Here is a 19363-nt window from a genome sequence, read left to right as displayed (position 1 = left end):
CCGGCTGATCCGGAGTCGGACGAATGCAATCGACCGGGCACTCGGAGACGCAGCTCGCGTCATTGCAACAACGCTGCGTGATTACGTAGGCCATGTGTGCTGATCCTCGGGGTGTGCGTGCGGAGTGGCGCCACCGTGAAGGCGGACACGATCATTCGCGGCCCCCGGCACTGTGATGCCGCTTTCAGTGTGCCTCGAGCGCGATCCGGGGCTCGCACCGGAGAGCGTCTACGGTGAACCCATGGCGCGCACGCTCATCCTCCTGCGGCACGGGAAATCGGCCTACCCGGACGGCGTCGCCGACCACGAGCGCCCGCTCGCACCGCGCGGCGAACGCGAGGCGGCGCTGGCCGGGGCGTGGATTCGCGCCACCCTCCCCCCGGTCGACGAGGTGCGCTGCTCCACCGCCGAGCGCACCCGCGGCACCCTCGCGGCCACCGGCATCACCGCGCCGGCGCACTACGAATCCGGCATCTACGACGCGGACGCGGACGAGCTGGTCGAGCTCGTCCGGCTGACCGGCGACGCGGTGCGGACCCTGCTGCTGGTCGGCCACTTCCCCGGCATGCCGGAGACGGCGCTGGAGCTGGCCGCCGACCGGACGAGCGCGGCCGCCATCGCGCTGGCGCGCAAGTTCCCGACCTCGGCGCTGGCGGTGCTGGAGTTCGCGCTGCCGTGGTCCGAGATCGGGCCGGGCAGCGGCGAGCTCACGCACTTCCACGTGCCGCGCTGAGCCTCAGCGCAGTTTCACCACGGCGACCACGCCGAACACGGCGAGCAGCACGAACGCGGCGAAGCCGCCGAACAGCCACCACACCACGCCGAGCGCGGCGACGAACGGCGCGACCGCGATGGCGGTGATCACCGGGCTCTCCTTGACCGTGGCGAGGGCGGAGCGCGCCCTGACCCGGTCGATGTCCTTTCCAGGCATGGCTCCAGGGTAGGTCGCGGTGCGCGCCGCCGCCGCAACCCGGCGAGAATCGTCCTTGCTTGGAGTGTGCTCCAGGTGGCTAGCGTCGTAGATGTTCCTCGGAAAGGGCGGCAGCGATGACCGAAGCGACGATCGAACGTCCGCGGTACTCCATCGGCGAGGCGGCGGAGCGGTCCGGGCTGAGCCGGGACACCCTGCGCTGGTACGAGCGGATCGGGCTGCTCAGCTCGGTCGGGCGCGACCACACCGGCAAGCGCCGGTTCACCGAGCGGGATCTGGACTGGCTGCAGCTGATCGGCAGGCTGCGCACCACCGGCATGTCGGTGGCGGACATGGTGCGCTACGCCGAGCTGGTGCGCGCGGGCGAGTCGACCATCCCGGAGCGGCTCGCGCTCTTCCGCGCCACCCGCGCCGACGCGCTCGCCCGGATCGAGGAGCTCAGCCAGACCGTCGCCGTTCTGGACTACAAGATCGGGCTCTACGAGGGCGCGGTCGGGACGCACTGTGAAGGGACGACAGTATGACCACCAGCGGAACCCTGCCCACCACCGCGCTCGGCGGAATCGAGGTGGGCGTGCAGGGCCTCGGTTGCATGGGGATGAGCGAGTTCTACGGCAGCTCGGACCTCACCGAATCGCGCGCGACGCTGGAGCGCGCGCTCGAACTCGGCGTCACGCTCTTCGACACCGCCGACGTCTACGGCTCCGGGCACAACGAGGAGTTCTTCGCCGATTTCGTCCGGGCCAACCGGGAGCGGGTGGTGCTCGCCACCAAGTTCGGCATCCGCCGCGACCCGGCCGACCCGGCCTTCCGCGGCATCGACAACTCCCCCGAGTACATCCGCTCGTCCGTGCGGGGCAGCCTGCGCAGGCTCGGCATCGACACCATCGACCTGTACTACATGCACCGGCGCGACCCCGCCGTCCCGATCGAGGAGTCGGTGGGCGTGCTGGCCGAGCTGGTGGAGGCGGGGCTGGTGCGCGCCATCGGGCTCTCCGAGGTCACCGGCGACGAGCTGCGGGCCGCGCACGCGGTGCACCCGATCGCCGCGGTGCAGTCGGAGTGGTCGCTGTTCTCCCGCGATGTCGAGCGCACCGCGGTGCCCGCCGCGGCCGAGCTCGGCGTCACCTTCGTGCCCTACTCGCCGCTCGGCCGCGGCTTCCTGACCGGCTCCTTCGCCGATGCCGGCGCGCTGCCGGACGCCGAGGACTTCCGCCGCGCCATGCCGCGCTTCTCGGGGGAGAACGCGGCGCACAATGCCGCGCTGCTCGCCCCGATCCGGGAGCTCGCCGAGCAGCGCGGAATCACCCCGGCCCAGGTGGCGTTGGCCTGGGTGCACTCCCGTGCCGAGGCGCACGGCCTGCCGGTGGTCCCGATCCCCGGCACCCGCAGCCGCACCCGGCTGGCCGAGAACGTGGCGGCCGCGGTGCTGCCGCTGAGCGCGGCCGAACTGGCGGCGCTCGAGCCGGTGGCGGCGCAGGTCGCCGGAGCACGCTACGCGGACATGTCGTTCACCTCGGCCGGACGGGAGTGACCGGGCGGCGAACCGTACCGCCCGGCATGATGTGAGGGTCGGCGCGAAAAGGAGGAACGGCAATGTCGCAGGAGTCCGTCGAGGTCGTGCGCGAGGACGAGAACCGGCGCTACGTGGTCCGGTACGAGGGTGAGCAGGCCGGGTTCGCGAAGTACGAGGAGCGCGGGGACGAGACCGTCTTCACGCACACCGAGATCGACGACAAGTTCGGCGGCAAGGGGCTCGGCAAGGCGCTCGCGAAGTTCGCCGTCGAGGACACCATCGCCAGGGACCGGGTGATCCGCCCGGTCTGCCCCTTCATCAAGGCGTTCCTGGACAAGAACGCGGAGTACGACGCCCACGTGATCGGCAAGGGCGTTACGCGATGAGCGACCTGGACCCGAACCCCGCCGCCGAGGTCTGCACCCCGGCGGCGGGGCCGGGTCCGCTGGCCGAGCTGTACCCGGCGCGCGAGGTGCCGCTCGGCGGGGTCCGCGGCGTCTTCGTGGAGCGGGTGCTGCCGCAGCGCGATCTGCCCACCGTCGGGGCCTGGTGCTTCCTAGATCGCTTCGGCTCGCCGACGGTGACCACCACCGGCGCGCCGCCGGATATCGAGCCGCACCCGCACATCGGGTTGCAGACCGTCACCTGGCCGCTGGAGGGCAATATCCGGCACCGGGATTCGGTGGGCTCCGACGTCCGGATCGAGCCGGGGCAGCTGAACCTGATGACCTCCGGGCGGGGGATCGCACACTCCGAGTACGCGGTGCCCGGCGCGCCCGCGGGCAACGGGCTGCAGCTGTGGATCGCGCTGCCGGGCGAAAGCACCGGGATCGAGCCGCACTTCGAGCAGCACCGCGAGCTGCCCGAGTACGTCGCACCCGGCGTGCGGGCCACCGTGCTGATCGGCACGCTGGGCGGGGTCACCTCGCCCGCCAGGGCTTACACCCCGATCGTCGGCGCGTACCTCTCGATCGAGCCCGGCGCCGAGGTGCGGCTGCCGCTGGACCCCGCGTTCGAGCACGCCCTGCTCGGGGTCGAGGGTGAGCTCACCGTCGCCGGAGTCGAGCTCGCGCCCGGGCCGCTGCTCTACCTCGGCACCGGCCGGAGCGAGGTGGTGCTGCGCAGCGCGGCGGGGGCGCGGGTCGCGCTCATCGGCGGCGAGCCGTTCGCCGAGGAGCTGGTCATGTGGTGGAACTTTGTGGGGCGGAGCCACGAGGAGATCGAGACGGCGCGCTCGCAGTGGGAGGCGCGGGACGGGAGCCGCTTCGGCCCGGTGCCCGGGCACCCCGCCGACCAGCGCATTCCAGCGCCCCCGCTACCCGGCCTGCGACTCACCCCGCGCAAGCGCCGGGTCGGCACGCCGCACCACTAGCGAGCTGCACGCCGCGGAAGCGGTCGCCGGCCGGGTGCGTGGCGACGGCGCGGCCTTTTTCCTCACCCCCGGGCGAGCAGCGCGTCCAGCGCGCGGTACCCCTCGTTGAGCCCACCCTCCATGCCGGACTGCAGCATCCCGTCCCGCTCGTCCGGCGTGTGGAACTGGCTGTGCGTCCGCACCCGCGTGCGCCCGTCACCGAGGTCGGTGAAGCTGATCTCGTCGATGCACACGTGCGCGGGCATCCCGTCCCACTCGAAGGACCAGACGATCCGCCGCTCCGGCTCGATCTCCCGGAACCGCCCCTCGAACCCGTGCGCCTCCCCCTCGGCGTGCTCCACGAACCGCCAGTGCCCGCCGCGGCGGAACTCCCAGCGCTCGACATCCAGCGGATTCCCCCGCCCCCACCACTGCACCAGCTGCTCGATCCGGCTGTGCGCGGCCCAGACCCTGGCGATCGGGGCGTCGAAGACGCGCTCGATATCGATGCCGCGATCGGTGTCGGCGGCGACCAGGGTGTCGTTGGTGGTCGTTGTCATGATTCCTGCTCCTTCGTTCGTTCCAGAAACGCGTCCAGATGGTCCATGCGCTCCTCGACCACCTCGCGGTAGCGCTGCAACCACGCCACCTCGCGATCGAAGACATCCGTTCCGAGCCGGCACCAGCGCACCCGGCCCTGCTTCTCGGTCGTCACCATGCCCGCCTCCTCCAGCAGCCCGACGTGCTTCTTCACGCCGGTCAGCGTCATCCCGAAGCGCTCGGCCAGCTCGCTGACCGTGGCGGGCCCCGCGCGCAGCCGCTCCAGGATCCCGCGCCTGGTCGGATCGGCCAGCGCGCCGAAGGAGGCATCCAAGAAGTCATACTGAACCATCTAGTTCAGTATTGCGCGCCGCCGCGGCGCGGTCAAGGGCGCATTACCCTGGAAACATGAGCAGTGCCGTCGCCGATCACGACAGTTCCGCCGACGGCGGTCCCGCTCTCTTCCGCCTGATCCGGTTCTGGTCCCGCCGCTGGATCAACCGCAGCAGCGCGCAGCTCCCCGACGAGCTCAGGCACACCCAGCACATCCAGGTCGTCGAGGCGGTCGCCGCCGCCACCGAGCACGGCGCAGAGGCCACCATCAGCACCGTCGCCCACCTGCTCGGCCTCGACCACTCCGGCGCCAGCCGCATGGTCCGCGACGCCGGCGCCGCCGGCTACGTCTCCCGCACCGAGTCCACCCTCGACCGCCGCCGCACCGCCCTGCACCTCACCCCCCGCGGCACCCGCCTGCTCACCGGCGCCCGCCAGTGGCAGCGCCGCATCTTCGCCGAGCTCACCGCCGCCTGGTCGGACGAGGACCGCGACCGCTTCGCCGGCTACCTGCACCGCCTCAGCGCCGAGATGGAGCGCTGAACCCCCGCTTCACCCCGGTTGTCGAAATCCGGTCGACTTCCGCCACGAAAAACGTCAAGGCGAAGGCGAGACGTACTCACACCGCAGGTCGGATACCTTTGCGATGTGCTCGTAGTCGTGGTCGGCGGCAAGCACGGTCGCATCGTTGACTATGGCGTAGCCAGCGATGAGGACATCGAGCGATCCGGCTGCTCGAACGAGCCCCGAGTTCCACAGCGCCGCCTGGATATCGAGCACGAGCGACTCCTCAGGTGCACGCTCGAGCGGGAACCCGAGTGAGATCTGCTCTCGGTAGCGGGTGTGCTCCTCGGGCGTCCGCGCACTGTGGCAGAACTCGAGCACTTGCGGCGGGCAAGTGACCAACAGGTCGGACGGCGCCCGCTCGATGCGGCGCAGCCGGGCGGTGATACCTGGATCCCCAGTGGCCAGCCTTGCCCAGACGGAGTTGTCGACCAGGTAGTCGGTCACGCCGGCCGGGACTCGTCCGGGGAGACCACCGGCGCGCCGAGTTCGTTCTCGAGGTCGCTCAACTCCGCGATACCGTCGATCATCGCGCCCTTCTGCTTCGAGGCGATGAGTCGGCGCAACGCGAGGTCGAGGACGGCTCGGTTCGATCGCTCACCCGTAAGCGCCCTGGCACGCTCGATCAACCGCGGGTCCAGATCGACGCTGGTGAGTGTCATGGCACCCTTCCTCTCACAGTTATATGAGTAATTATATACCGTTGACGGCGCGGGGCCATCGTGCCTGGAGCAGCGCTCCCACCCGGGCCGGATGGGACGCCGAAGTTCCTGAAATTGCGCCAGTCCATACAAGCAGTTCGGCCCCCGATCCTGAAGGAACGGGGGCCGAACGCCTTGCTACAGAGCCGATTACCGATAGTCGCTGAACCCGTAATCGTCCAGCGGAACCGCGGCACCGGTGCTCTGACCGAACCCGTCCGGGCTGTAGTAGGTGTCGTCGTAGGACGGCACCGCGTACGCCGCGGCACGAGCCTCCTCGGTCGGCTGCACCTGGATGTTCCGGTACCGGTTGATGCCGGTACCCGCCGGGATCAGCTTGCCGATGATCACGTTCTCCTTGAGCCCGATGAGCTTGTCGGAGCGGCAGTTGATGGCCGCGTCCGTCAGCACCCGGGTGGTCTCCTGGAAGGAGGCCGCGGAGAGCCACGAGTCGGTGGCGAGCGACGCCTTGGTGATACCCATCAGCACGGGACGGCCGGCCGCGGGCTCGGCGCCCTCGGCGACGACGCGGCGGTTGGCCGCCTCGAACTCGGCGCGCTCGGTGAGCGAGCCGGGCAGGAACTCGGTCGCGCCCGAATCGATGATCGTGACGCGCCGCAGCATCTGCCGCACGATGACCTCGATGTGCTTGTCGTGGATGGACACACCCTGCGAGCGGTAGACCTCCTGGACCTCGTGCACCAGGTGCACCTGGACCTGACGGGGGCCCATGATCCGCAGCACCTCGTGCGGGTCCGCCGCGCCCTCCAGCAGCTGCTGGCCGACCTCGACGTGGTCACCGTCGGAGAGCAGCCGCTCGCTGCCGTCGTCGTGCTTGAAGACGCGCAGCCGCTGCCGCTTCGACAGCTTGTCGTACACGACCTCTTCGCTCCCGTCGTCCGGGATGATCGTGATCTTGTAGAAGCGGTCGTCGTCCTCCAGCCGCACCCGGCCGGAGGTCTCGGCGATCGGCGCCTTGCCCTTCGGCACGCGCGCCTCGAAGAGCTCCTGCACGCGGGGCAGACCACCGGTGATGTCGTCACCGGCGACGCCACCCTGGTGGAAGGTGCGCATGGTGAGCTGGGTACCGGGCTCACCGATGGACTGCGCGGCCACGATGCCGACGGCCTCGCCGATGTCGACCAGCTTGCCGGTCGCCATGGAGCGGCCGTAGCAGGTGGCGCAGACGCCGGTGCCGGTGGTGCAGGTCAGCACGGAGCGGACCTTCACCTCGGTGATGCCGGCGTCGAGCAGCGCCTCCAGGGCCGGGTCGCCGAGGTCGGCGCCCTTGGCCACGACCACGTTGCCCTGCGCGTCCAGCGCGTCCGAGGCGAGCGTGCGCGCGTAGGTCGAGGTCTCGACGTGCGCGTCCCGGATCAGCGAGCCGTCCAGCTGCTTCTCCGCGATCGGCACCACGATGCCGCGCTCGGTGCCGCAGTCGTGCTCGCGCACGATGACGTCCTGCGAGACGTCGACCAGACGACGGGTCAGGTAGCCCGAGTCGGCGGTGCGGAGCGCGGTGTCGGCCAGACCCTTGCGCGCGCCGTGGGTGTTGATGAAGTACTCCAGCACCGTCAGCCCCTCGCGGAACGAGGACTTGATCGGGCGCGGGATGAACTCACCCTTCGGGTTGGTCACCAGCCCCTTCATGCCCGCCAGGGTCCTGGTCTGGGTGAAGTTACCGGTGGCGCCCGAGTCGACGATCGTGATGATCGGGTTGTCGGCCGGGTAGTGCGCACGCAGCGCGCGGCCCACCTCCTCGGTGGCCTCCTGCCAGATCTTCACCAGGGCGTTGTTGCGCTCCTGGTGATCGAGCGCACCGCGCTGGTACTTCTTCTCGATCTGGTCGGACTGCGCCTCGTAGCGCTCCATGATCTCCGCCTTCTCCGGCGGAACGAGCACGTCCGACATGGAGACGGTGACCCCGGAGCGGGTGGCCCAGTAGAACCCGGCGTCCTTGAGCTTGTCGACGGTCTGCGCCACCACGATCATCGGGTAGCGCTCGGCGAGATCGTTGATGATCGTCGCCTGCCGCTTCTTCGGCATCTGCTCGTTGATGAACGCGTAGTCCGCCGGGAGCAGGTCGTTGAAGATGACCCGGCCCAGCGTGGTCTCCAGGTTCCAGGCGTCGCCGCGGTTCCAGCCCTCCGGGAACAGCTCCGCCTCGATCTCGCGCGGCGGGCGCTGGTCGGTGAGGCGCACCTTGATCAGCGAACGCACGGTCAGCTCACCGCGGTCCACCGCCATCTGCGCCTCGGCCGGCGAGGAGTACACGCCGTACTCCGGCCCGTCGGCGGTGGCGGCCCGGTACTCGCCCTTCGCGCCCTCCTCCAGGCGGGTCAGGTAGAAGAGACCGGTCACCATGTCCAGACGCGGCATGGCGAGCGGACGGCCCGAGGCCGGCGACAGGATGTTGTTCGAGGAGAGCATCAGGATGCGCGCCTCGGCCTGCGCCTCCGCGGAGAGCGGCAGGTGCACGGCCATCTGGTCACCGTCGAAGTCGGCGTTGAACGCCTCACAGACCAGCGGGTGCAGCTGGATGGCCTTGCCCTCCACCAGCTGCGGCTCGAAGGCCTGGATGCCGAGGCGGTGCAGCGTCGGCGCGCGGTTCAGCAGCACCGGGTGCTCGGCGATGACCTCTTCGAGGACATCCCACACCTGCGGCCGCTGCCGCTCCACCATCCGCTTCGCGGACTTGATGTTCTGCGCGTGGTTCAGGTCGACCAGCCGCTTCATCACGAAGGGCTTGAACAGCTCCAGCGCCATCAGCTTGGGCAGGCCGCACTGGTGCAGCTTGAGCTGCGGGCCGACCACGATCACGGAACGACCCGAGTAGTCGACGCGCTTGCCGAGCAGGTTCTGGCGGAACCGGCCCTGCTTGCCCTTGAGCAGGTCGGAGAGCGACTTGAGCGGGCGGTTGCCCGGGCCGGTGACCGGCCTGCCGCGGCGGCCGTTGTCGAACAGCGCGTCGACCGACTCCTGCAGCATCCGCTTCTCGTTGTTGACGATGATCTCGGGCGCGCCGAGATCGATCAGCCGCTTGAGGCGGTTGTTGCGGTTGATGACGCGGCGGTACAGGTCGTTCAGGTCGGAGGTGGCGAACCGGCCACCGTCGAGCTGGACCATCGGGCGCAGCTCCGGCGGGATCACCGGCACCGCGTCCAGCACCATGCCCATCGGCGAGTTGCCGTTGGTCTGGAAGGCCGCGACGACCTTGAGCCGCTTCAGCGCGCGCAGCTTCTTCTGGCCCTTGCCGCTGCGGATGGTCTCCCGCAGGTTCTCGGCCTCGGCCGCGATGTCGAAGTTCTCCATCAGCTTCTGGATGGACTCCGCGCCCATCGCGCCGGTGAAGTACTCGCCGTAGCGGTCGGTGATCTCGCGGTAGAGCAGCTCGTCGACGATGAGCTGCTTGACCGAGAGCTTGGTGAAGGTGGTCCAGATCTCGTCCAGCCGGTCCAGCTCGCGCTGGGCCCGGTCGCGGAGCTGGCGCATCTCGCGCTCGCCGCCGTCCTTGACCTTGCGCCGGACGTCGGACTTGGCGCCCTCGGCCTCCAGCTCGGCCAGGTCGGCCTCGAGCTTCTGCGCGCGGGCCTCGAGATCGGCGTCGCGCTGGTCGGCGACGGTCTTCTTCTCGACCTCCATCTCGGCCTCGAGCGTGGAGAGCTCGTTGTGCCGCAGCTCCTCGTCGACCGCGACGATCACGTAGGCGGCGAAGTAGATGATCTTCTCGAGATCCTTCGGCGCCAGGTCGAGCAGGTAGCCGAGGCGCGACGGAACGCCCTTGAAGTACCAGATGTGGGTGACCGGGGCGGCCAGCTCGATGTGGCCCATGCGCTCGCGGCGCACCTTGGCGCGGGTGACCTCGACGCCACAGCGCTCACAGATGATGCCCTTGAAGCGCACGCGCTTGTACTTGCCGCAGTAGCACTCCCAGTCCCGGGTGGGACCGAAGATCTTCTCGCAGAACAAGCCGTCCTTCTCCGGCTTGAGCGTGCGGTAGTTGATGGTCTCCGGCTTCTTCACCTCGCCGTACGACCACTGGCGAATGTCGTCGGCGGTAGCGAGACCGATCCGGAGTTCATCGAAGAAGTTGACGTCTAGCACGTAACTTCCTTTCCCCTGTTCGGGTCGAAATGGAGCAAAGAGTTCACTAGTGATGGAACGCGGGGCCGGGCACCGGAAATCGGCGCCCGGCCGGACCGCCTAGTTCGCCAGATCGTCGACCGTGGCCGCTTCGTTCCTGGACAGGTTGATGCCCAGGTTCGCCGCGGCGCGCTCCAGATCCTCGTCCTCGCCCTCGCGCAGCTCGATCGCCGCGCCGTCGGAGGAGAGCACCTCGACATTCAGGCAGAGCGACTGCAGCTCCTTGAGCAACACCTTGAAGGACTCCGGAATGCCCGGCTCCGGGATGTTCTCGCCCTTGACGATGGCCTCGTAGACCTTCACGCGGCCGACCACGTCGTCGGACTTGATGGTGAGCAGCTCCTGCAGCGTGTACGCCGCACCGTAGGCCTGCATGGCCCAGCACTCCATCTCACCGAAGCGCTGGCCACCGAACTGGGCCTTACCGCCGAGCGGCTGCTGGGTGATCATCGAGTACGGCCCGGTGGAGCGGGCGTGGATCTTGTCGTCCACCAGGTGGTGCAGCTTCAGGATGTACATGTAGCCGACGGCCACCGGGTACGGGAACGGCTCGCCGGAGCGGCCGTCGAAGAGCACCGACTTGCCGTTGTCGTCGACCATGCGATCGCCGTCGCGGTTCGGCAGCGTCGAGGCCAGCAGACCGGTCAGCTCCTCCTCGCGGGCGCCGTCGAACACCGGGGTGGCGATGTTGGAGTCGGCGGGCGCCTCCCACATCTCCTCCGGCAGCGCCTTGGCCCAGTCGGGGTTGCCCTCGACCTTCCAGCCCGCCTTGCCGACCCAGCCGAGGTGGGTCTCCAGGATCTGGCCGATGTTCATACGACGGGGAACGCCGTGCGTGTTCAGGATGATGTCCACCGGGGTGCCGTCCGGCATGAACGGCATGTCCTCGGTCGCCAGGATCTTGCCGATGACGCCCTTGTTGCCGTGCCGACCGGCCAGCTTGTCGCCGTCCTGGATCTTGCGCTTCTGCGCCACGTACACCCGGACCAGCTCGTTCACGCCGGGGGGCAGGTCGTCGTCGTCCTCGCGGGAGAAGACCCGGATGCCGATGACCTTGCCGGACTCGCCGTGCGGCACCTTCAGCGAGGTGTCGCGCACCTCGCGCGCCTTCTCGCCGAAGATCGCGCGGAGCAGCCGCTCCTCCGGGGTCAGCTCGGTCTCGCCCTTCGGCGTGACCTTGCCGACCAGGATGTCGCCGTCGCGCACCTCGGCGCCGATCCGCACGATGCCGCGCTCGTCCAGGTCCGCCAGGACCTCGTCGGAGACGTTCGGGATGTCCCGCGTGATCTCCTCGGCACCGAGCTTGGTGTCGCGGGCGTCGATCTCGTGCTCCTCGATGTGGATCGAGGTCAGGACGTCCTGCTCCACGAGGCGCTGCGACAGGATGATCGCGTCCTCGTAGTTGTGGCCCTCCCACGGCATGATCGCGACGAGCAGGTTCTTGCCCAGCGCCATCTCGCCGTTCTCGGTGCACGGGCCGTCGGCCAGCACCTGGCCGTGCTCCACCCGCTGGCCCTCGTCCACGATCGGCCGCTGGTTCGAGCAGGTGCCCTGGTTCGACCGGTTGAACTTGCGCATCCGGTAGCTCTTGCGGGTGCCGTCGTCGGCCATCACGGTGACGTAATCCGCGGAGACCTCCTCGACCACGCCGGGCTTCTCGTTGACCACGACGTCACCGGCGTCGACCGCGGCGCGCAGCTCCATCCCGGTGCCCACCAGCGGGGCCTCGGAGCGGATCAGCGGCACGGCCTGGCGCTGCATGTTCGCGCCCATCAGCGCGCGGTTGGCGTCGTCGTGCTCGAGGAACGGGATCATCGCGGTCGCGACCGACACCATCTGGCGCGGCGAGACGTCGAGGAAGGTCACCTCGGACGGGGCGACGTACTCCATCTCCTCGTTGCCGCGCCGGGCGAGCACGCGGTCCTCGAGGAAGTTGCCGTCGGCGTCGACCGGCGAGTTCGCCTGGCCGCGGACCTCGCGGTCCTCCTCGTCGGCGGTCAGGTACTTGACCTCGTCGGTGACCCGGCCGTCGACGACCCGGCGGTACGGGGTCTCGATGAAGCCGAACGGGTTCACCCGCGCGTAGACCGAGAGCGAGCCGATCAGGCCGATGTTCGGGCCTTCCGGGGTCTCGATCGGGCACATCCGGCCGTAGTGCGAGGGGTGCACGTCGCGCACCTCCAGGCCGGCGCGCTCACGGGACAGACCGCCGGGGCCGAGCGCCGAGAGGCGGCGCTTGTGGGTCAGCCCGGAGAGCGGGTTGTTCTGGTCCATGAACTGCGACAGCTGGGAGGTCCCGAAGAACTCCTTGATCGCGGCGACGACCGGGCGGATGTTGATCAGGGTCTGCGGCGTGATCGCCTCGACGTCCTGGGTGGTCATCCGCTCGCGGACCACGCGCTCCATGCGGGAGAGGCCGACCCGGATCTGGTTCTGGATCAGCTCGCCGACGGTGCGCAGGCGACGGTTGCCGAAGTGGTCGATGTCGTCGACCTCGACCGGAACCTCGGCGCCGCCCGGCGCCGTCATCACCCGGTCACCCGAGTGCAGCCGCACCAGGTACTCGATGGTGGTGACGATGTCTTCCTTGGTCAGCACCGACGCGGTGATCGGCTCGCCGACGTGGATGCCGAGCTTCTTGTTGATCTTGTAGCGACCGACCCGCGCGAGGTCGTAGCGCTTCTCCTTGAAGAACAGGTTCTCCAGCAGGGTCTGCGCCGACTCCTTGGTCGGCGGCTCGCCCGGGCGCAGCTTGCGGTAGATGTCCAGCAGCGCCTCGTCCTGACCGGCGGTGTTGTCCTTCTCCAGGGTCGACATCATGATCTCGGAGAAACCGAAGCGCTCGGTGATCTCCTCGGTGCTCCAGCCGAGCGCCTTGAGCAGCACGGTGACCGGCTGGCGGCGCTTGCGGTCGATGCGGACGCCGACGGTATCGCGCTTGTCCACGTCGAACTCGAGCCACGCCCCGCGGCTCGGGATCACGCGCACGCTGTGCAGATCCTTCTCGGTGCCCTTGTCGACCGAGTGGTCGAAGTACACGCCCGGCGAGCGGACCAGCTGGGACACCACGACACGCTCGGTGCCGTTGATGATGAAGGTGCCCTTGTCGGTCATCATCGGGAAATCACCCATGAAGACCGTCTGGCTCTTGATCTCACCGGTGTTGTTGTTGATGAACTCCGCGGTCACGAAGAGTGGCGCCGCGTAGGTCATGTCCTTGTCCTTGCACTCGTCGATCGAGGCCTTGACCTCTTCGAAACGAGGGTCGGAGAAGGAGAGCGACATGGACCCGGAGAAGTCCTCGATCGGGGAGAGCTCCTCGAGCACCTCCTCGAGTCCACCGGTCAGGCCCCCGTCGCCGCGAGCGGCGGCGCGTTCCCGCCACTCCGGGGTACCGACCAGCCAGGCGAACGAATCCGTCTGTAGATCGAGAAGACCGGGCACCTCCAGGGGCTCACGGATCTTCGCGAATGACACCCGCCTCGGGGCACCGGGAATGGACCCCGCCAAAGCCTGATTCGAACCGGCGCTTGTCTGGGTGGAGACTGCCAAGATGCGTCCTTCCAGCACCTAACGCGGGCCGCGTGGTGGTCCGCGACCGTCGCTATTGTCTGCTACGAATTCCGCTGGTAGCGCCCCGAACGCGACTCGAACAGGCACCAACGGGAGCAACACCGGAAAGGTGGAACCCACGTGTGCGAATCGAGGTATGGACAGGAGGCAGCCAGCGCAACCTCCAAAGTTACACCCACGAATACGGAGAAGTCAAAGTACCACCCCTGTGATCGTCGACCCATCCGGCGCGCCGAGGCGCCGGGGTTCGACCGCATACCTTCCGGGCCGGCCGCGCTGGCTGCGCGAATGCCGTGACACCCGGCGGGGGGTGGTCAGCTGCCGCTGCTCAATCACTAGGGTGACGGCTGTTTCCGGCCTCGTCAAGTGGCAGGATCGGCGGCCCGGATGCCGAGATCGGCTGTCTTCCCGGCGTTCCGGCGCCGGTTACCTGTCGACGATCTCCGCGGCGAGCCAGCGGCCGTCCACCTTGGTCATGCGCAGCACCACGGGGCCGGCGACGCTCTGCTGCGCCGCGCCGTCCTTGGTGGCGCTCACCACGAGGTTCACCAGCAACTCGGCGTGGTCGTCGGTGAGCAGGGTCACGCCGATCGGGTCGGCGGCGGCGGTCGCGCTGGTCTGCGACTGTTTGATGGCGTCGATGGTGGTCGGGGCGAACTGGTCGAGGTCCTTGAGCATGTCGCCGGTGACCACCTGGCGAACGGCGTCCGGGTAGCCGTCGATGGCGGTCGCGTCGTAGCCGTAGATGGTCTTGAGCGCATTGTCCGCGGCGGCGCGGACCTCCTCCGTGGCGCCGGTGTCGACGAAGGCTTCGTCGCCGTCCGGGACGCCGGGGCGCAGTGCCGCGATGGCGGCGAAACCGGCCAGTACCGCCGCGGCGAGAACGCATGCCGCCGGCACCGCCCACCCGCGCAGGCCGCGCTTCTCGGCGGGTCCCGCCTCGGGCGCCGCGCTAGCGGGCTCGTCGCCTGCGGCGCCTGCACCCGCCGACGCGACCTTGTCCGCGGCTTTGTCGAGACTGGTTCCGCTGCCCGCAGAGCGGGCCTCGCTCGCCGCAGAGCCTGCCTTGCTCGCCACGGGCGCGGCCGCGCCGGCCTTGCTCGCAGCGGGCGTGGCCGCACCGGCCTCGCTCGCGACAGGCTTGCCGGCGACGGTCTCGCTGACGGCGGACTCACCGGGAGCGGCCTCACCGGTGACGGCCTCGCCCGCGGCGGACTCGCCTGCGGCTTTGGCCGGGCGGCGCTTGGACGTGACCCGGTTGACCGGGCGATTCGGCGTGCTCATGCGCGTTCCTCCTACGAGCCCGGCTGCGGGGCGGGGGCGGGCGTCTCGGCGGGGGCACCGGGGGCGCCGGGCGCCGCGGGGGCACCGCCGCTGTCCAGCTGCACGGGCTGCCCGAGCGAGGCCACCTGCTCCACCTTCCACACGTCGTCCACCTGGGTCATGTCCAGCGTCCAGGTGTAGCGGAACTGCGCGGCGGTGTTGTCCTTGCGCTGCTCGGTCACCTGCAGCACGACCAGCGCGGTGGCCTTGTCCTCCTCGCTGTTCAGCGTGGTGAGCGCGGCCCCGAGAACCTTGGCGTCCATCCCGACCCCGGCCTGGGTGGCCAGCTGCTCCGCCTGCTGCTGGTTCTTGGTGGCCGAATCCAGGATCCCGCCGGTCATCGAGGAGCGCGCGGTGGCCAGCGAGCCGGGCACGTCGTCGATGTTCATGGTCGTCATATTGAGCGCGGCCTGCCGCGCCCCGTCCAGCGCGGAGTCCCTGGCCTCGGCGCGCGGCCCGTCGGTGAAGAACGCCGCGCGGGCCCAGCCGACCCCGAACCACAGCGCCGCGCCCAGCGACACCACCAGCAGCACCGCCGCCACCGCGGTGACGGCGGTGCGCAACCGGGAACCGGCGGGCTCGGCCTGCGCGGAAGCGACCTGCTCGGTCGAGACCTTCGGCTGCTCGGCAGGGTCGGGACTCACAGCGACAACACCTCTACCTCGTCGGATGTGGTCACCGCTTCGGAGTGACCCCCAGAAGGGTGGCCATCTGAATGGCGACCGGGCTCAGATCCAGCCGGGCCGGATCAACTTTCGGATTCGCGTCCCACGGCTGCGGGACGCTCGGGTCGGCATACGGGGAACGCGCGCCGCCGCGCACATTGGTCGGGTTGCCGAAGGGCACGGTGCACTTGGCGTCGGTATTGAACGGGAAATCGTCGCGGGTGTCGTCGAAATCCGGGTTCTGCGCCTTCATCTGCTCGAGAATGCGCTGCGTGCCCTCGTACCCGACGGTACAGGCAGGCGGGTTGTTGGTCTCCAGCACCAGGCCGAAGTGCGTGGTCCCGTCGCCGGGCGCGGTGGCCGAGCCGCCGATGGAGAGCCCGGGCAGCATGGCCAGGATGGGCTGCAGCACGTAGTTCTTCGGCGCGAGCGTCTGCAGCAACTGCCGCAGGTTGGTCAGGTCGGTGGTGAGGTCCGGCCCGCTCTCGGAGATCAGCGCGCCGACCTGCTCGCCCGCGTCGGTGCCGGTGCCGATCAGCCTGCGCACGTCCGGGTCGCTGGAGCGCAGCTGCGCGGTGAGCTGCTCCAGGCCGTCGCTGAAGGCCAGGATGCTGTCCGACTGCTCGGCCTGGGTGCCGAGCACGGTCCTGCTGTCCTGGATCAGCTGCAGCGTCTGCGGCATGGTCTCGTGGAAGGTGGTGGTGAACTTGTTCAGCGAGTCCACGAAGACCTTGAGGTCGTCGCCCTTGCCGTCGAAGGCCTTGCCGAGCTCGGTGACGGTGGTGTTCAGCGCCTGCAGGTCCACCGTGCGGGTGAACTCGTCCACGCTGGTCACCAGCTGCTCCACCGAGACCGGGGTGCTCGCCCCCGCGATCACCGAGCCCTCCTTCAGGAAGGGCCCGCTCGCGCTCTCCGGCTGCAGGTCGACGTACTGCTCGCCGATGGCCGAGCGGTTCGCGACGACGGCCTTGGCCGAGGCCGGGATGTCCGGCGCGGAGCTGTCGATGTCGAGCCGCATGGTGACGCCGGAGTCGGCGAGGTCGATGGCGCCGACCCGGCCGACCGGGACGCCGCGGTAGGTCACCTCGGAGCCGGGGTAGGCCCCGCCGGTCTGGTCGGCGGTGACCTTCACCTCGTACTTGCCGAAGCCGAACATCTGGTCGAGCCGGATGTAGGTGGCGCCGACGTAGATCACGCCGACCACCGCGATCACCGCGAAGGCGATCAGCTGGTAACGGACCAGGCGGGTCATCGCGGAACTCCCACTCCGAGTTGTTCGAGGAACGAGCCGAGCGGGTTCGGGGCGCCCGCCGCGGCCGGCGCGCCGGGCGCGGGCACCGCGGCCAGCGTCGGCGGCAGCGGGATCAGCGAGACCGTCGGCCAGCCCGGGCGCGGGCCGTTGCCGTTGTAGTACGGGTTGCTCGGGTCGACGTTGATCGCCGGGCCGCGCGGCGGGATGTAGGTCGGCGCCGGCTTGCCGACGCCGAGGTTGCTCAGCGTGGTGCCGATCTGCAGGTCCACCGAGAGCCAGGTGTTCGCCGAGCCGCCGAAGGTGCTCTTCATGGCCTCGTCCGGGAACGGGTAGGTCGGGATCAGCGGCAGCGCGGTTATCAGATCCGGCGCCGCCTTGGCGAGCTCCTGCAGCGTGGGGCGCAGCGAGTTCAGGTCGCGGATCAGGTCGTCCTTGGAGGTGTCGACCACGTCGAAGCCGGCCTGGCCGAGCCGGTCCAGCTGCTGCAGCAGCCCGATCAGCTGCGGCCGCTGCTCCTCCAGGATCCGGATACCCTCCGGAAGTTCGTCCAGGATGCCGGCGATCTGGTCGTTCTGCGCGGCCACCCGCGAGCTCAGGGTGTCCAGCCCGTCCAGCGCCCGCGTGATGTCGTCGACCTGCTGGTCCAGCCCGGCGATCAGGGTGTTCGCCTCCTGCAGCAGCGAGCGCACGGTGTCCTCGCGGCCCTCCAGGGTCTTGTTCAGCTCGGTGATCACCGGCTGCAGCTGGGCCACGCCGCCGCCGTTGAGCAGCAGCGACATCGCGCCGAGCACCTGCTCGACCTCGGTGGCGTGCCTGGTGTTGGTGGCCGGGATGACCGAGCCGTTCTGCAGCTTGGCCGCGTCGGCCTCCTGCGGCTTGGTCAGCTCGATGAACTTCTCGCCGAGCAGGCTGGACTGCCTGACCTCGGCGCGCGCGTTGGCGGGCAGGTCGACGCCGGCGTTCACCAGGGTCCGCACATTGGCGGTCCAGCCGTCCTCGGCCAGCCCGATCTCCTCGACCCGGCCGACCGGCACGCCGTCCACCTTGACCGCGGACTGCGGCACCAGGTCGAGCACGTCGTCGAAGCGGATGTCCACGTGGTACGGGTTGTCGCCGACATCGGCGCCGCCGGGCAGCGGGACGCTGTAGATGCCGTCCGCGGCGCACGAACTCACCAGCAGCGCGGTCAGTCCGGCGGCCGCCGCGGCGGCCACTCCGCGAAGGCGGGTACGCGGGCTCATCGCTCGCCCTCCTGCGTGTTGGGCGGCACGGTGCCGGGGACGGGGGCCTGCTGCTGGTTCTCGTTGCTGAGGATGCCGAACGGCAGGATCAGCGTCGGGGTCTGCACGCCCGCGGTGATCTGGCTGGTGATGGCGGCGCAGTTCTCCAGCACCGGCCGCAGCTGCCTGCCGAGCGCCTCGAACTTGGGGTCGCCCGGCATCAGCTTGGAGAGGTCGAGCAGCTTGCAGACGGCGCCGAAGGGGTCCTGCAGCTCGGGAATATTGGCCCGCATGTCCAGGGTCCCGGACTCGCCGTTGTGGATGTTGATCAGGTTGCTCAGCGCCACCGGCAGCACCTCGACCGCCGCGGCCAGCTGGTCGCGCTGGTCGGCGAGGGTCTGGGTGAGCGTGGTGAGCTCGGCCGCGTTGTCCTGGATCAGGCCGCGGTTGGCGTCCACGAACCGGGCGACGTCGCCGAGCGCGATGGAGAGCAGGTGCAGCGCCTCGCCGAGGTTCTGCTTCTCGCCGGCCAGGAAGGTGGTGAGGTCGGCCAGCTGGCCGTTGAACTCGCGCACCTGCTGGTCGTTGCGGTTCAGCATGGCGACGAACTGCTGCAGGTTCTTCACGGTGTCGAAGATGTCGCCGCGGGAGTCGGAGAGGTAGCGCGCGGCGTGCGAGAGCTGGGTCAGGCTGTTCGCCAGCGCCTCGCCGTTGCCCGCCAGGTTGGCGGCGCCGGTGCGCACCAGGTCGTTGACCGCGCCGTCGGCGTTGGCGCCGTCCGGGCCGAGCGCCTTGGAGAGGTCGGTGATGCTGGAGTACAGCTCGTCCACCTCGACCGGGGTGACGGTGCGCTCGCGCGGGATGGTGGCGTCGCCGTCCATCTTGGGCCCGCCCCGGTAGACCGGGGTGAGCTGGATGTAGCGGTCGGCGACCACCGACGGGGTGATCTGCGCGGCCTTGGCGTCGGCGGGCACGTCGTACCCGCTGTCCACGTGCATGACGACCTTGACCTGGTCGCCCAGCGGCTCCACCGAGTCGACCTCGCCCACCGCGACGCCGAGGATGCGCACCTCGGAGCCCTCGTAGATGCCGACCGAGCGATCGAAGTACGCCGTGATCTCGGTCCGGCCGACGCGGTCGAGGACCCACCAGAGCACGCCCGCCGCGATCAGCGCGGCGACCACGACCAGCGCGATGACCGACTTCGATGCCTTGCTCGCCGACCCGAGCCGGCCTTGCGGTTCGGACACG

18 protein-coding genes are annotated in these 19363 nt (G+C 69.6%); 6 read left to right on the top strand and 12 right to left on the bottom strand.

From position 1 onward, the window contains the following. Window positions 1–241 precede the first annotated feature (241 nt). Entirely contained in the window at window positions 242–733 is a 492-nt protein-coding gene (locus AB0H71_RS11915) for a histidine phosphatase family protein (protein ID WP_357018381.1), read from the top strand. Between the two features lie 3 nt (window positions 734–736). Here the strand turns inward: AB0H71_RS11915 and AB0H71_RS11910 are convergent, their stop codons facing one another. Further along, complete coding sequence (locus AB0H71_RS11910) at window positions 737–931, bottom strand: hypothetical protein (RefSeq protein ID WP_357018378.1); 195 nt, start codon at window positions 929–931, stop codon at window positions 737–739. Between the two features lie 116 nt (window positions 932–1047). Here AB0H71_RS11910 and AB0H71_RS11905 point away from each other — a divergent pair, with 116 nt between their 5' ends. From AB0H71_RS11905 to AB0H71_RS11890, 4 genes are all read left to right on the top strand, one after another. Continuing rightward, a complete protein-coding gene (locus AB0H71_RS11905; protein ID WP_357018375.1) occupies window positions 1048–1455 on the top strand; it encodes a MerR family transcriptional regulator in 408 nt (135 codons plus the stop codon). Further along, window positions 1452–2465: an aldo/keto reductase gene (locus AB0H71_RS11900; RefSeq protein WP_357018372.1), complete on the top strand. Its 1014-nt coding sequence runs from the start codon at window positions 1452–1454 to the stop codon at window positions 2463–2465. Before AB0H71_RS11905 ends, AB0H71_RS11900 begins: the two co-directional genes overlap by 4 nt. 62 nt (window positions 2466–2527) lie before the next feature. Beyond that, a complete protein-coding gene (locus tag AB0H71_RS11895; RefSeq protein ID WP_357018369.1) occupies window positions 2528–2833 on the top strand; it encodes a GNAT family N-acetyltransferase in 306 nt (101 codons plus the stop codon). Beyond that, complete coding sequence (locus tag AB0H71_RS11890; RefSeq protein WP_357018365.1) at window positions 2830–3819, top strand: pirin family protein; 990 nt, start codon at window positions 2830–2832, stop codon at window positions 3817–3819. Before AB0H71_RS11895 ends, AB0H71_RS11890 begins: the two co-directional genes overlap by 4 nt. Before the next feature lie 62 nt (window positions 3820–3881). Here AB0H71_RS11890 and AB0H71_RS11885 read toward each other — a convergent pair whose 3' ends face one another. Both AB0H71_RS11885 and AB0H71_RS11880 read right to left on the bottom strand, forming a co-directional pair. Beyond that, the gene (locus tag AB0H71_RS11885) at window positions 3882–4358 is read right to left on the bottom strand and encodes an SRPBCC family protein (protein ID WP_357018362.1); all 477 of its coding nucleotides are present in this window, start codon (window positions 4356–4358) and stop codon (window positions 3882–3884) included. Further along, window positions 4355–4690 carry a metalloregulator ArsR/SmtB family transcription factor gene (locus tag AB0H71_RS11880; protein WP_357018359.1) on the bottom strand — a complete coding sequence of 112 codons (336 nt, stop codon included), beginning with the start codon at window positions 4688–4690 and terminating at the stop codon, window positions 4355–4357. Before AB0H71_RS11880 ends, AB0H71_RS11885 begins: the two co-directional genes overlap by 4 nt. Window positions 4691–4746: 56 nt before the next feature. Here AB0H71_RS11880 and AB0H71_RS11875 point away from each other — a divergent pair, with 56 nt between their 5' ends. After that, window positions 4747–5214: a MarR family winged helix-turn-helix transcriptional regulator gene (locus tag AB0H71_RS11875; RefSeq protein ID WP_357018356.1), complete on the top strand. Its 468-nt coding sequence runs from the start codon at window positions 4747–4749 to the stop codon at window positions 5212–5214. Between the two features lie 54 nt (window positions 5215–5268). On the opposite strand, the gene AB0H71_RS11870 is transcribed toward AB0H71_RS11875, so the two are convergent. The 9 genes from AB0H71_RS11870 to AB0H71_RS11830 form a co-directional block, all read right to left on the bottom strand. Then, on the bottom strand, window positions 5269–5682 hold the full coding sequence (locus AB0H71_RS11870; RefSeq protein WP_357018353.1) for a PIN domain-containing protein: 414 nt from the start codon (window positions 5680–5682) through the stop codon (window positions 5269–5271). Continuing rightward, window positions 5679–5897 (bottom strand): type II toxin-antitoxin system VapB family antitoxin, encoded by a 219-nt coding sequence (locus AB0H71_RS11865; RefSeq protein ID WP_357018351.1) that lies wholly within the window; start codon window positions 5895–5897, stop codon window positions 5679–5681. Before AB0H71_RS11865 ends, AB0H71_RS11870 begins: the two co-directional genes overlap by 4 nt. Window positions 5898–6086: 189 nt before the next feature. Beyond that, complete coding sequence (locus AB0H71_RS11860) at window positions 6087–10040, bottom strand: DNA-directed RNA polymerase subunit beta' (protein WP_357018348.1); 3954 nt, start codon at window positions 10038–10040, stop codon at window positions 6087–6089. Window positions 10041–10139: 99 nt separating this feature from the next. Further along, window positions 10140–13649 carry a DNA-directed RNA polymerase subunit beta gene (locus AB0H71_RS11855; RefSeq protein WP_357018345.1) on the bottom strand — a complete coding sequence of 1170 codons (3510 nt, stop codon included), beginning with the start codon at window positions 13647–13649 and terminating at the stop codon, window positions 10140–10142. A gap of 429 nt (window positions 13650–14078) precedes the next feature. Further along, entirely contained in the window at window positions 14079–14936 is an 858-nt protein-coding gene (locus AB0H71_RS11850) for a hypothetical protein (protein ID WP_357018342.1), read from the bottom strand. Between the two features lie 11 nt (window positions 14937–14947). Continuing rightward, the gene (locus AB0H71_RS11845) at window positions 14948–15619 is read right to left on the bottom strand and encodes a hypothetical protein (protein WP_357018340.1); all 672 of its coding nucleotides are present in this window, start codon (window positions 15617–15619) and stop codon (window positions 14948–14950) included. A 31-nt stretch (window positions 15620–15650) separates the two neighbouring features. Next, window positions 15651–16892, bottom strand: a complete 1242-nt coding sequence (locus AB0H71_RS11840) for an MlaD family protein (protein WP_357018337.1) — start codon at window positions 16890–16892, stop codon at window positions 15651–15653. Continuing rightward, the gene (locus tag AB0H71_RS11835; protein ID WP_357018335.1) at window positions 16889–18133 is read right to left on the bottom strand and encodes an MCE family protein; all 1245 of its coding nucleotides are present in this window, start codon (window positions 18131–18133) and stop codon (window positions 16889–16891) included. Before AB0H71_RS11835 ends, AB0H71_RS11840 begins: the two co-directional genes overlap by 4 nt. Continuing rightward, on the bottom strand, window positions 18130–19362 hold the full coding sequence (locus AB0H71_RS11830) for an MCE family protein (protein WP_357018332.1): 1233 nt from the start codon (window positions 19360–19362) through the stop codon (window positions 18130–18132). The genes AB0H71_RS11835 and AB0H71_RS11830 overlap by 4 nt, the downstream gene beginning before the upstream one ends. Window position 19363: the final 1 nt, after the last annotated feature.

This window comes from Nocardia sp. NPDC050697 (assembly GCF_040654395.1).
Lineage (GTDB): Bacteria > Actinomycetota > Actinomycetes > Mycobacteriales > Mycobacteriaceae > Nocardia.
The sequence above is the reverse complement of the archived record's forward strand: the minus strand, read 5'-3'. Positions and strand labels throughout refer to the sequence as shown.